The sequence below is a fragment of the Rhizobium sp. 22-785-1 genome, assembly GCF_053521965.1.
In genome coordinates this window covers 1-12,545 of sequence record NZ_JBNWDI010000006.1, presented here as the reverse complement: position 1 = coordinate 12,545, position 12,545 = coordinate 1, and the positions used below count along the sequence as shown (strand labels likewise).

Annotated in this window: 13 protein-coding genes and 1 pseudogene; 9 read left to right on the top strand and 5 right to left on the bottom strand. The window is 53.2% G+C overall.

From position 1 onward, the window contains the following. The first annotated feature begins 71 nt into the window (after positions 1 to 71). From ACQZ5M_RS13320 to ACQZ5M_RS13285, 8 genes are all read left to right on the top strand, one after another. A complete protein-coding gene (locus ACQZ5M_RS13320; RefSeq protein WP_449079968.1) occupies positions 72 to 881 on the top strand; it encodes a hypothetical protein in 810 nt (269 codons plus the stop codon). A 312-nt stretch (positions 882 to 1,193) separates the two neighbouring features. Beyond that, entirely contained in the window at positions 1,194 to 1,496 is a 303-nt protein-coding gene (locus ACQZ5M_RS13315) for a DUF6393 family protein (RefSeq protein ID WP_449080138.1), read from the top strand. A gap of 332 nt (positions 1,497 to 1,828) precedes the next feature. Beyond that, positions 1,829 to 2,845 (top strand): 3-oxoacyl-ACP synthase III family protein, encoded by a 1,017-nt coding sequence (locus ACQZ5M_RS13310; protein WP_296081973.1) that lies wholly within the window; start codon positions 1,829 to 1,831, stop codon positions 2,843 to 2,845. 3 nt (positions 2,846 to 2,848) lie between these two features. Then, a complete protein-coding gene (locus tag ACQZ5M_RS13305; RefSeq protein WP_296081970.1) occupies positions 2,849 to 3,847 on the top strand; it encodes an NAD-dependent epimerase/dehydratase family protein in 999 nt (332 codons plus the stop codon). Further along, the gene (locus tag ACQZ5M_RS13300; protein WP_296081966.1) at positions 3,847 to 4,692 is read left to right on the top strand and encodes an MBL fold metallo-hydrolase; all 846 of its coding nucleotides are present in this window, start codon (positions 3,847 to 3,849) and stop codon (positions 4,690 to 4,692) included. The genes ACQZ5M_RS13305 and ACQZ5M_RS13300 overlap by 1 nt, the downstream gene beginning before the upstream one ends. Continuing rightward, a complete protein-coding gene (locus ACQZ5M_RS13295) occupies positions 4,689 to 5,984 on the top strand; it encodes a F390 synthetase-related protein (protein ID WP_296081963.1) in 1,296 nt (431 codons plus the stop codon). Before ACQZ5M_RS13300 ends, ACQZ5M_RS13295 begins: the two co-directional genes overlap by 4 nt. Positions 5,985 to 6,001: 17 nt before the next feature. Further along, positions 6,002 to 7,075 (top strand): DUF3419 family protein, encoded by a 1,074-nt coding sequence (locus ACQZ5M_RS13290; protein ID WP_296081960.1) that lies wholly within the window; start codon positions 6,002 to 6,004, stop codon positions 7,073 to 7,075. Positions 7,076 to 7,235: 160 nt separating this feature from the next. Continuing rightward, positions 7,236 to 8,165: a hypothetical protein gene (locus tag ACQZ5M_RS13285; protein WP_449079967.1), complete on the top strand. Its 930-nt coding sequence runs from the start codon at positions 7,236 to 7,238 to the stop codon at positions 8,163 to 8,165. 66 nt (positions 8,166 to 8,231) lie between these two features. Here the strand turns inward: ACQZ5M_RS13285 and ACQZ5M_RS13280 are convergent, their stop codons facing one another. The 4 genes from ACQZ5M_RS13280 to ACQZ5M_RS13265 form a co-directional block, all read right to left on the bottom strand. Continuing rightward, complete coding sequence (locus tag ACQZ5M_RS13280) at positions 8,232 to 9,014, bottom strand: hypothetical protein (protein ID WP_449079966.1); 783 nt, start codon at positions 9,012 to 9,014, stop codon at positions 8,232 to 8,234. Positions 9,015 to 9,036: 22 nt separating this feature from the next. Continuing rightward, positions 9,037 to 10,200 (bottom strand): hypothetical protein, encoded by a 1,164-nt coding sequence (locus tag ACQZ5M_RS13275; protein ID WP_449079965.1) that lies wholly within the window; start codon positions 10,198 to 10,200, stop codon positions 9,037 to 9,039. A gap of 160 nt (positions 10,201 to 10,360) precedes the next feature. Next, the gene (locus ACQZ5M_RS13270) at positions 10,361 to 11,050 is read right to left on the bottom strand and encodes a lysozyme inhibitor LprI family protein (RefSeq protein ID WP_449079964.1); all 690 of its coding nucleotides are present in this window, start codon (positions 11,048 to 11,050) and stop codon (positions 10,361 to 10,363) included. A gap of 126 nt (positions 11,051 to 11,176) precedes the next feature. Beyond that, complete coding sequence (locus ACQZ5M_RS13265; protein ID WP_449079963.1) at positions 11,177 to 11,686, bottom strand: hypothetical protein; 510 nt, start codon at positions 11,684 to 11,686, stop codon at positions 11,177 to 11,179. 8 nt (positions 11,687 to 11,694) lie between these two features. On the opposite strand from ACQZ5M_RS13265, the gene ACQZ5M_RS13260 reads away from it, so the two are divergent. Beyond that, positions 11,695 to 12,336 carry a TetR/AcrR family transcriptional regulator gene (locus ACQZ5M_RS13260; RefSeq protein ID WP_296081942.1) on the top strand — a complete coding sequence of 214 codons (642 nt, stop codon included), beginning with the start codon at positions 11,695 to 11,697 and terminating at the stop codon, positions 12,334 to 12,336. 28 nt (positions 12,337 to 12,364) lie between these two features. Here ACQZ5M_RS13260 and ACQZ5M_RS13255 read toward each other — a convergent pair. Continuing rightward, positions 12,365 to 12,545 (bottom strand): annotated as a pseudogene (locus ACQZ5M_RS13255) (IS3 family transposase); the annotation flags it as partial.

Below are 12,545 nucleotides of genomic sequence, written 5' to 3'. Positions count from 1 at the left end.
TGGCACTGTTCACCTGATGACTGGAAACAAAGATGATATCATACCTCCGAAAACCGATATTTGGATCGGTCATGCTTATTGCTCTTGTGAGCACGGCTAACAGCGCTTCGAGATCTAACACTGGAGACGTTCCAGATCCCAGTCCTGGATCGGTAATCAGGCAAGTCTATGGGGATTCAATCGAAGGGGAAGTTAGCGACGATTCGACGTCCTCACAACTCGCGTCATACAACGGCGGCCACGTCGTCAGCCTTTGGTACAATTATCACTTTACGCTATCTGGTAGACAATACTACACCGGCTTCACGGTGTTAGAGCCGGCAGAGGGCAGTACTTCCTACAGTGGCGTACTTTTTGGTCATTTGACTTACGTTCTGAAGAATGACGACGGAAAACCTAGTTGGGTTTCATCCTATGGCGATCGCGCTACCGCAGAAGTTCCGGGTATAATGAGGGCGCCGCAAATTGACGATACCCGAAGCCCACAGACCTTTATCACCTCAGATAAGAACCTCGTTCTAGCAATTCCCACAACGGATTTTGAGAATGGGGAGACGTTCACCAATTTCACGATCTTCTCTTTTGATCCAAACAAGAACGACCTCGGCGATTATAAGAGCTGGACTTATCTAGGAACCGTGGCGGCAGGCGGTGAGAACAGCGCAAATTGTGGGGAAGGCCTGCCGATGCCATGCGTGTCCAGCACCGGGAACCTTTCATTCGTCGCGCCGACGCGCGGAGCCAGTAAAATGCCAACCATTCGCGTAACTTTGAGTGGCACGGAGGTTGCGGGCCCAGGCGAGACAAAGACTTTAGGCACTGCCGACGCTGTAAATTACAAGATCAACACGACGACAAAACAGTATGAGCAGTCGGAGTGAGGTGACGTAGTTCCAGCCATCCCGTTGATAAACGGGCTAATGGCGGCACTTGAAAACATTGGTCGTAAGCGCGGCTGCCTTCGCAGCTCGACTGCGGAGTTCTGTCTTGAATGACAATATTGGTAGGGGGAAGTTGTGATTCTGAAGGTGCGACAGATTGGAGGATTGAATTTGAATAAGAGCATTCTACCTCTCGGGACGCTTTCGCTGTCCGCTGCCCTTCTGCTGCCGTTTGCAGCGACGTCCAGCAACGCTCGTGCTAAGGATGCTGTCCCCATTTTGCAAGCATGGCAGGCTGGGACTAACTTGGATATGTCTCAGCTTCTACAAGAAGTTTTTTCTTCTCCGGTTCCAACGGGATTTCAACAGGTCGATGTATCTGCTCGAGTGAGGACGATTGTTCCGATCGGGAAGACTCGCTCTCAGGTCCTAGCGGCACTTGAGACAGTCTCATCGTCAAAAATCGTCATAGACTTGCCTGAGCAGCTCGTTGTCAGAAGTAATATGGGCAGACCGATACTCGATCCAGATGCGAGATCGGTTGTCATGACTTTCTCATTTAACAAGCAGAACAACTTAACAGGTGTACGCGCCGTGTATCTCAAAAGCCAATAGCGGCAAGGCCTAAGAGAATCACCCTCCGAAAGCCAGGTTTGTCTGAAAACAAACACTCTTCCGTGAAACGAGAGCGCGATTCCTGCTTGTTCGCATGTTGGTGGATCTAGAGGTTGATCGAACCGAAGAGCAATAATCAAACCAAGCCGTTTAATCCGCGGAAATCAGAAAAACTGGTTGAGAACTTATCACGACATCAGCAGCGCGGAGGGGGTTGCGCACCTATATCGGCTCTTGAACGGTAATTAAGACATGATGAAGTTCCGACATCTTGCTTCCGGATGGAGAGCGCGGCCAGGAATGACCCCTGGATGCCGCAGGACAAGTGCTGAATGAGAAACTCGATTATGTCTGGTAGCAGTAAGCGATGGCTGAAATTTGCTGGTACGGGAAGGTCCTTGCCAAAGCTCGCTATATCATCTGATGAGCTGAACAAAGCGCATGGCCTTGCACCGGGCTATTTGCAATCGGCCACCGGCGTGAAGACACGGTACGTTTGCAGCACGGAGGATCAGATTGAGTTAGGGAGGCAAGCAGCTGTGAAGGCGCTACAATCTGCTGGAGTGGAAGCCCAGGAGATTGACATGATTATCTGCGCGAATGCTGTTCCGTATCAACCTATTCCGGCAACAGCGCCAGCCCTTCAGCGTGCGCTTGGAATTAATGACGGGGCCTGCTTCGCCACCGATGTCAATAGCACCTGTCTCAGCTTCCCGGTCGCCCTTCAGTTTGCGCAGGGCTTGATACAAAGTGAAATGTACAGGACGATCCTAATTGTTTCCTCCGAGGTTCCTTCGCGTGCGCTTCCTTGGAAAGAGGCGCCTGCCGTTGCGGGATTGTTCGGCGACGGCGCGGGTGCAGCAGTTTTGACCGCAGGTGATAGAGCGGGCATCGTTGCGTCAAAATTTACTACACTTCCCTCAGCCTATGACGCATGCAGCTTGTCGTCTGGCGGCACACGCTTCGATTTCCGAAACGAATTCGAGCTTTTTTCAAAGCACAGTGTGTTCATGATGGATGGTAAGGAGCTTTTCCGTGTAACCGCAAGAGCGTTTGGTTCCTTCGTTGACCAGCTTTTGGATGACGCCGGGACACAAAGGCACGAGATCGATCGCGTTATCGCCCACCAAGCAAGTCCGGGCGGTCTCGCGCACATGTGTAAATTGTGCAATTTTACAAACGAACAGGTGATTGATATCTCTGCCAAGGTTGGCAATCAGGTTGCTGCATCCATCCCCTTTGTGTTGGATTATGCTTTTAAGCAGGGCCTTGTTAGCGAAGGTAACAGAATACTGTTGCTCGGCACTTCAGCAGGCGTCTCTTTCGGTGGCCTCGTGATGGATATCTAGATCATGAGCCTTTGTCTGGTCACGGGTGCAACGGGTTTTTTCGGGGGAGCGATAGTCCATGGGCTGCTAGCAAGGGGGCATGATGTTTTTGCTGCCGGACGTAACAGCAACATCCTCGACGCGCTTCCGCTTGTAGATGAAAGACGCAAGCTTGCATTTGACCTTGGTGCTGCGGAGCCGGTTCGACTGGCGGAAAAGCTCGGCGGTCTGGATTGTATTATTCATTGCGCGGGCCTGTCGTCGCCATGGGGACGTAAATCGGATTTTGAACATTCCAACGTACGGGCAACCGAGAAGGTCATCGCACTGGCGAAGGCCTGCGGTGTTCGCCATGTCATTCACATTTCCACTCCTGCAATCTACTTCCGCTTTAAGGACCAATGGGATGTTGGGGAGGATGGTGCGCTACCGCGACCGGTCAACGAGTATGCGCGTAGCAAAGCGGTCGCGGAGAAAATTGTCCGCGAAAGCGGTCTTGCATACACCATCGTCCGGCCTCGCGGGCTTTACGGGCAAGGCGATACGGCTCTGCTTCCGAGGCTGATCCGGGCGGCAAAAGCTGGCCCCTTGCCACGATTTCGCAAGGGTGTCGCTGCAACCGATATCACCCATGTCGATGATGCCGTAGATGCGGTCATAACCATTGTGGAGAAACGCGAGGCTGCGACCGGGAAAACCTTCAACGTCTCCGGCGGCGAGGTGATACCCATCCAGCATATCGTCGGCGAAGCTGCTCGGGCAAGCGGTGTGGAACCAGCGTGGCGGGATGTGCCGCTTTTCCTCGCACTGGCTGCGGTTCGCGCCGGCGAATTCATCTCAGGCCTGGGATCGAACCGACCTGAGCCCCGAGTCACCGCCTATTCTTTGGGGATTTTCGCATTTTCGCAGACCCTGGACATCTCAAGGATCGAGCGACATGTGCAATGGAAACCTAGGATTTCGTGGGATGAAGGCTTCGCGCGGACATTCCCTGGGAGAAGGATCGGCGGGGAGACGATATGATGGCAGAAATTTCTCCACGGTTCTTCACTACATCGCTGCTGCCGGTTTATGAATGGCTCGTTCTTAAAGGTGGTCGATGGCGCAAGATCAAGCTGCGCGTGCGGGTCGGTTATTTTCACCACCCGGCACTCGGTCATAGTTTGATCGATACCGGCTATTTCAATAACGACACGCTCCGAGGGATCGTAACATCACCGTTCCTTTCGATCTATCGAGCCCTTTTGAGACCGTCCACGCTTGGTCATGATCCTTTATCTTGCAGTCTGGCATTGCTCAGAATCACCAGGCAAGAGGTCCAGACCCTCCTGATTAGTCATTTCCACGCAGACCATATCGGACGACTGCGCGATTTTCCCAATGCACGCATCATCTGCTCTCGAAGAGCCTGGGAAACTTATCGTCTTCGTTCAAGTTTCAAGAACGCCTTATCCGGAGTGTTTGGCGTTCTTTTGCCGGAGGATATCGAAACGCGTCTTAGCTTTTTCGAGGATGCTCCGATGGTCGAGGCACCTTACGAACTAGGCCGCAGCTATAATCTTCTGAACGATGGCTCGCTTCTGGTGGTAGACCTTCCAGGACATGCCGAGGGCCACGTCGGTTTTTGCTTCCCCCAACTACCCAAGCCGTTTCTTTACGCAACGGATAGCCAGTGGTTGACCCAGGCAATCGTCGAGGACAGGATGCCCCGCTTTGCAGCAAGCCTGGTCGCATGCGATCGAGAAATGTTGCGATTAAGCACGGAGAAAGTGGCCATCTTTGTTCGACGGGGCGGAGATGTGCTGCTGTGCCATGATATAAATTCTCATCGCTATGACCTCGATGCAGAGGGGGAGGCGCAAACATGAGCCTGGCTGCTGCGCTGCACTCTTATCTCACGGTGAGATCCGTCCGCCGTTTTGCGAACCGACGTGAAGACTTTTTGGCGTGGCAGGCGCGGCGACTTGAGCGCTGGTTACGAAACGACATTCAAAAGGTCGAGGCATTTCAAGACCTGACTGGCGGCGTTCCTGTGCTTGAGAGCCTTCCCATAATGGAAAAGTCTCATCTGATGGCCGACTTCTCCCGATATAACGTCGCTCGCGTTACCAACGAAGAGGGCTGGAGCGCTTTCGAAGGCAGCCGCCGGATCGGAAATCTGATTGCAGGTGCAAGTACTGGAACGAGTGGCAATCGAGGTCTGTTCGTTATCTCTGAGCAAGAGCGTTTTGCCTGGCTTGGCGCCGTTTTAGCAAAGGCGCTGCCGGATTTCTGGCGTCACCGCGACCGTGTAGCGGTTTTGCTGCCAGTCAATACGCCCCTTTATACGAGTGCCGATCGCACACGAGTTCTTACACTGCGTTTCTTCGACACCAACGAGCCTCTTGCAGATCATCGCACAGCCTTGCACGTATTTAATCCGACGGTTTTGATCGCTCCGCCACGTATCCTCAGACAGATCGCCGAAATGGACCTGCGCTTTTCGCCGCGGCGGGTATTTTCCTGTGCCGAAAAGCTGGAGAGCTTCGACAGGCAACCGATAGAGACGGTATTTCGCGTTCCACTCCAGGAAATCTACATGGCCACCGAAGGCTTGCTGGCGGTTACCTGCGCTCATGGCAGGCTTCATTTGACCGAGGACTGTATGCATTTCAGCTTTGAGGAGAAGGGGGGCGGTCTCTGCCTGCCAATTATCTCCGACTTCAGCAGGAAAACCCAAATCATGGCGCGATATCGTTTGAACGACCTGCTGCGCCTCTGCTCCCGAAGGTGCTCATGTGGATCGCCGCTTCAGGTCGTAGATGAGATCGTTGGCCGAGAAGACGATATCTTCTATCTCGGCAACGAGGATGGGCATCTCGTTGAACTGACGCCCGACATTCTTCGCAACACCATCGTCGATGCAGACAGGTGCATACTCGACTTCAAACTGGTGCAAACGGCGTGCAACCAACTGATCTTGCACCTGCCGTCATCGGTCCCGTTGCCAGTACGTGAACGCGCGCGCGACCATCTGGTTTTACTGCTTCAAAGACATGGAGTTCCCCGTGTCGATCTAAGGCTGGCGGACTTTGTCCCAGATCCAAGCAGGAAGCTCAGGAGAGTTATGCGTCAATGGCGCCGAAGCGGTGGTGATCCACTGCGCCGTGATAGTTTTTGAAAAGGAGGCCGGAAAGCATGGGATTTTTCCAAAATCTCAATTTCTCATCCGCGAACGAAGACGGGAACACCGAGCTGAGCGCGCTTGCTGGGAGCAGAAGAATCTTGTGCCTAACGGGATCCGGCACCCGTCCGCTAGATATGCTGCTATCGACAGCCGACGAGGTGGTGGCGCTCGATATCAATCCAGTTCAGAACGCGCTGCTTGAATTGAAAATCGCAGCAATCCGCTCTCTGGATTATGACAATCTGCTGTCTTTTCTCGGAGTTGCAAGGAGCAAGTCACGTCTGTCGATCTATCAGCAGCTACGGCCTGAACTATCGCCCGCGGCGCGTGATATCTGGGACCGAAAGAGAAACATGGTGCGAGCGGGCGTCTGGCACGCGGGGAAGTGGGAGAAGTTGTTGCTGTGGAACTCACGCTTCTTAAGACTCATGCGTAGACGCGATATCAAGCAGTTGATGCGGATTGAGAATGTCGAAGCACAGGGACGTCTGTGGGAAGAGAAGTTCGCCAGCAGCAAATTGCAGACCGCGCTCGAGATGATCGGTCGCGATTGGATATGGCGGTGGGTGATGCGAGAGCCAGCAGGAGAGTTCCTGCCACCTCCGCAGGAGGTGGGCGCGCGGCTCAATTCCGATTTCAGCAGAGCCGCGCGGACATTTCTCTTCAAGGAGAGTGATTTCGCACTGCTTATCTTCAATGGCCGGCACGATGGCGATGGGGCTTTGCCAGTTCATCTACGGCGCGAGAATTATAAGATGTTGAAAGATCGGCTTGAAAGACTGCGGATCGTCGAGGGCGGCCTCGTCGACTTGCCAAACATGGCGATCGGCAGCTTTGATGGTTTTTCTCTCTCCGATTTCGGCTCCTACAGTAATTGGCAGGCCTACGAGGAGTGCTGGAAAGGCATCGTGGCTGTGGCCGACCTTGGTGCCAGATTTTGCGAACGGATTTTTATGAACGACATGCCGCCGCCCTTCGAAAAGATCGACGTAGATAAAACGTTGTCAGAAGCACTTACGGTGTCGGATAAGGCCATCATCTACCGCGTCCGCACTGGCAAAATTCATTGTGGCGACAATGGTTGAGGGGAGCCGCAACGAGCTCGTCAGACGCTATGTTTCGGCTTTTGATGAAGCGGGCTCGACGGCCTATATTCGCAATTTGCGGACGAGAGTCACAAGTCTTCAATGGGGGGACGCTTGTCTCCCGATGACGATCAACGATGGCGAATCTCAGGGGACTTTTGTGTCTTCGCCTTGGGTCGGCTACGTGGACTACGTAAAAGAGGAGCTTGCGAGATTTCCAAACCCCGCGATCGTGCCAGCTTTGAGGACTGTGATCGGCTGCGTTGCCAGAGTTCTGGCACACGCCAAGATCGATACAGTCGTTCACATCAACAACTGGATGATGTCCACGAACCTGCTACCCGAGATCGACGGCTCTCTTGTATCTGCGCAGACACAGCAACTTCGGTTGCGCTTTCCGAAACACTTTCTCGCGATCCGATCACTCACAAGAAGGCATCACCCTCAGCTTATTGCTTGGCTCCTTGCCAAGGGCTGGGTGCTTCTGCCCAGCAGACAAATTTTCATTGCTGACGACATTAAAACCCAGATGACGCGACGGCGTGATCTCAAGCGGGACGAGGCGCTGTGGCTGGGATCCGGCCTCCGGTACGAAGAGTTGGAAACGGTCGGCGACGCGGATGCAGAGCGGATCGCAGCCCTTTATACGATGCTATATCTTGAAAAATATTCTGGTCTCAACCCGGCCTACACGGCGGACTTCATCGTTATGAGCCACCAGATCGGGATGATCCGTTACCTTGTTCATAGAGACCGAAATGGTATCATTCAGAGCTTTGCAGGTTTTCACCGACTTGGTACCCATGGAACCGTCCCGCTCATGGGCTACAATACCGACCTTCAACGAGCAGCCGGTCTGTACCGGTTAGGGTTTCACGCGGGTAGTCGCTACGCCGCGGAGAAGGAGCTCAGCTTCAACATGTCGTCCGGCGCAACCGCATTCAAGATCTCTCGCGGCGCGACAGCTGAAATCGAGTATACTGCTTTCTATTTCAGACACCTTCCTCTCGCTCGGCGTCTACCCATGAGGTTCCTAAGCGTGGTTGCGGAGAGGATTGGCGTCCCACTTCTAAAGGCATACAAGCTCTGAGCGCGTTGTTTCTGTATCCGATTTGCCGCGGCGCTTACGGAGGCGCCGTTCCTTTACGGGAGTTTACTAATTGCATCTAACGGCGGTTTCGGTACCGTTCTGACCCCGGACATTGAGCTTCTGTCCCTGAGCGATCAGAGACAGTATCAAATAATCACGGTGGCCACGGCTTGAGAAGATTATCAACGCTTCAGACGCCATTCTGTAGTCCGCCCCAGGGAGAACCAACTGCTTGCCAGAATTAAGCAAGTCTAGGGTAAAAGTGTCGGGGATCGGCACGAAAACAGCTTGAATATCGTACTTTTGGCGACCAAAAAACTGCCGCTCTGTCATGAAAATGCTTCCATCAGGCATTTCTTCCGCATTCGACTTGCTCGCTTCGCTTGCCAATGAGCACAGAGCCTGATCTCCAACCCATATGGCGTGAAAGGTACGCGGTAAATCCACCGCGTCGAGCTTGATGTAAACCTTTCTCGCATTCAGCGGGCCCGTTATCAAAGCGCCGTTCGGTTCGATCCTAATGCCTTTTATATCATCTGATGTGGTTGGAACCGTGGAAATTGGCTGCGCCCCGGAAGATGAGGGTTCTGTCGGGTACTGATCAACAATAACTAAGTTCGGAATAGTCTGTTCTGACCAAGAATGAGACGGGAGCAAAACGGTTAGAAAGCAGCAGAGAACCACGAAACGGCTGCCTGATATTCGCTGAGGCAGTAATCGCCGAATGGAAAATCCTTTGCTCCAAATCATGTCTATCTCCATGCGGAGCGCTTCTTTACACAAGAAACGCTCCATAGCAGCGCGAGGCTTTTGTGTATACAGGAACTGCTCAAGCAGCAGCAAAAACATCACGCCATTTTAAATGAGCGGTTTATGGTGCCAGACCTATTTGCAGCACGTTGAAGCCTCTCTGGAGGTAGTTTGTCAAAACCTCTGTGAAGGCATCGGGCTCACCGGCGTTCGTGGTGAAGTGCGCCACTGCGGCGCACCCATCTTGTGCCGCGTAAACTTTCTTAACGGTGACAGACGCTGGCGTGGCCATGCCTTCCTCCCAGCGGCTCTGAAGAGCGGATAAGGCCTTCTCGGCATCTTCGCAACTACCGTATGCGAGGGAGACTGCGAGTGTAGAACTACCTCCAGTATCAAGATCAGCGACAATACCGCCTGCATAAACTGGAAGGCCAGTCTCGCCAGGAGTAAACTGCTTCTCAAGATCGGCCGAAAGCTCAGCAAAACTTTTATTAGCGTCCAGCAGAAATGCCGGATCAGCTGCCGGAACGCCCATGAGAGGCGTGAATACGCCGGCCTGAATTATGTGGCTGTTCGTTTCACTGATGGAAGAATCCAGCCCGCTCAGTGCCACAGCCACAGCCTTGTTTGTTTCAACACTCGTCTTGCTTTTGTTCAGCTCTGTGAGGAGCTCGGGGGCTGACGCTTGAGCGACCACGGAATCCAGAGCCATCACGGCGCTCGTTCTTCCCATCAGGCCACTCCATGGATTATTGGGGTCCCTGTTCGCTAGGTTGATCGCCCCTGGCTTACCGTTTGCAAGGATGAGCGGCGATGCAGAAACCGCATCGAACTTCTTCTGTTTCAACGTGTCGAGAAGCTTTGTTGCGCCCACTGCGTTTGCCAGGCCCCAATATGTGATGTTTGTCTCGTTCGATCCGAAAGAAGTAAAGTACGAAATTTCATCGAACGGGACGCCAGCCTTATCTGTCCAAGACTTGCCGCCATCTGTCGTTAGCGCCTCAAGTGGTCTGATCTGCTGAACAAATCTCATTCGTCCCAGCGCTTTCGCACTTAAAGCGCCATCGGATGCTTTAGAGAGAGCTCCAATATCCAAGAAAACCACCGGCATTGGGTCTGCGGTGGTCATCACCGATTCTGGCACGAGACTCAGCGCTGATCGCAGCTTTAGCGTAGGTTCTTCAGCTGCCTGCGCGATCGTGCAAGTCATCATCACGGATGACGCGAGTGCGATCAGCAGCGCGGGAAATGCGTTCGCTGCAGGTGGAAAGTTCAGTCGTTTCATTGTCATTCTCCTAAGATCGGCCAACCGGCAATGTTTTGAATGAAAATGCCTAGGCATGATCATGCGTTTGAGGAATTGGCGACGAAAAGCGGCGGCGAAAAGTTGCCATTGCACCGGGAAGCCTGCCTTCTATCGAACTCTTTGCTGGCTAGGCGTATCGCTACTTGGCGGTTTGAAAATACACCCCGGAAAACGTACCGTTAAAACCGCAATAGGGTGGGCTGCCAACGCCTCCCTCCTTCGCGGGCGCAGTCTCTTCCACACCAAGCGTTGCGCCATCACGGCTGGCGGTAAGGGTCCAGGCGCCATCGTCCGTGTCTATCGCAATTTGTGCTTTACCATTTATCAAAGGCCCATCACCTGCTGCCTCGCAAACCCAGCGTTGGCTTTGTGGATCAGCCGCATTTCCATCGAATGTCACGCGCTTTCCAGAACTTTCTTCCAGATTAAGAGTGCCCGCGACATTCTCCCACCGACCCGAGAACCCAGGCCGTGGATGGGCAATGATTGATTCAAGAAACTTGGCGCGGAACTGCAGCGTGTCGGATAGATCCTGTTTGTCGACAGATCCCTCTCGCAAGTCTTCATCACTGTTACGAGCACCAAGAAACCATCGTTGATCTTTCTTCAACGCTTCGGCACTTTGAGGATCAAGTTCCTTGATCAATCGGCTATACGCAGTTGCGATGCGCTTATCCAGAGCCCGCAAGTCAGGGTCTGCGCATACCGCTTTGTCTATTTTAGTTTGTGCCTTGGCGCAGTTGATCCCTTCTGCATTGGCAGAGGAAATCTGACTGCCGATTCCGAGCGTCAGCATTACAGATAAGGAGAGGGGTTTTCTCAGTGTCATGGCAATTCCTTTTCAATGTCATCCGCTGCCCGGCTTCCTATAGCGAAGTGGCCATCCCTAAGGCGTTCCTGGCAATAGTTTCTGTTCACAATGCCTTGAAGCCGTTCGCTAGCGCTCTAGAACGCATTATCTTGCGCCCTCCTTCGGGCGGTTTGCCGTCGAAAGATCTTCGTAACTATCACTGCTGTAACCTTCGGTACTCGTGCCAGCGAGATGGCCACCTTCACATACATAACGACGCCTATCATAACTGTAGCTTGTCCGAACCTGCTGAACTTCTGGAAGTTCAGTTCTGTACTCCCATCCAAGCTCAACGTCATAGGTTATGCGCTTGGCATTTTCTGCAATCGGCCCTTTCGTGAAGATCAGGCGTTTTCCTAATGCTGGAAAGTTTGCTTGAGCCGCCTCTGACACGTCGGCATAGAATATTTTGTAGAGTACACTGCTGCATAGCTGGATGTCGGAAAAGGTTTCGTCCCGGATCACCCGTTGCGGCAGTTGACCGCTTGCGTACGCTTCTGGACCACAGAGTGTGATAACCGAAAAGGTGGCCCAAACGGACTTCACAGCGCGTCCATAGTTTTTTAAAAGCGAGCTCATTTTTAAGGCGATAACATAATTATGAACGGCGTTCAATTGTTGTTATGGCGACGCTGTGGTACAAATTTTCAATGGGAAGACGCTCTGATCATTCACGCCCCGAAATCGCACAGATGCTGATTTTGGAAGGGCATAAGCATATGGCCGAGGTGGGCTTTGCGCGGTTCTCCGCTCGTGAAGTCGCAAAGCGCATCGGCTACTCTATAGGTACGCTTTACAATGTGTTCGGCACCTATGATCATTTCGTCGCCGCCGTAAACACGCAGACATTTGAGCTCTGGGCCGACGAATTGAGAGATGCGCTGTCAGCTTGCAAGGGAGACAGGATCCAGTGTCTCGTTGAAAACTACTTTTCCTTTGCTCGGGATAACCGTAACCTGTGGCGGGCAATATACGAGCATCACGTTCCAGATGATTTCGTCATGCCGGAGCACCAGGATATGAAGCGCGGCAAACTCACAGAGGTCGTCGTCCAGGAAGTCGCTAATGCATTGCCCCCCGCTAGGACGGATATGGCGCCGCGACTCGCGCGCTCGTTGGTTGCGACCGTCCATGGCCACTGTACCTTTGATCTTAGCGGTAGCTTCTCACTTATGGGCATGGATGGAGCGGTTGAGATGGCGCTCGAACGCGTACGGGAATCGTTGATGGTTGTCGATCGCGATGTTGAGGCTGATCCATCTTGAACAAGCGTCGTGACCTTGCCCCCAAGTTTTATCCAGTTTTGAGTTCGCTCCAGCGGTTTTGGGTTGCTGTATTCGGGGCGGTAGCGGCGGGGTGTGGTGCGGAGCCATTTCGGCTGCGCAGCACCGCATCACGTCGCGGGTTGATGGTCTGAGCGAACTCGGCAGGCGTCATCCAGCCTAGTCCAGAGTGTGGTCGATGATCGTTGTAA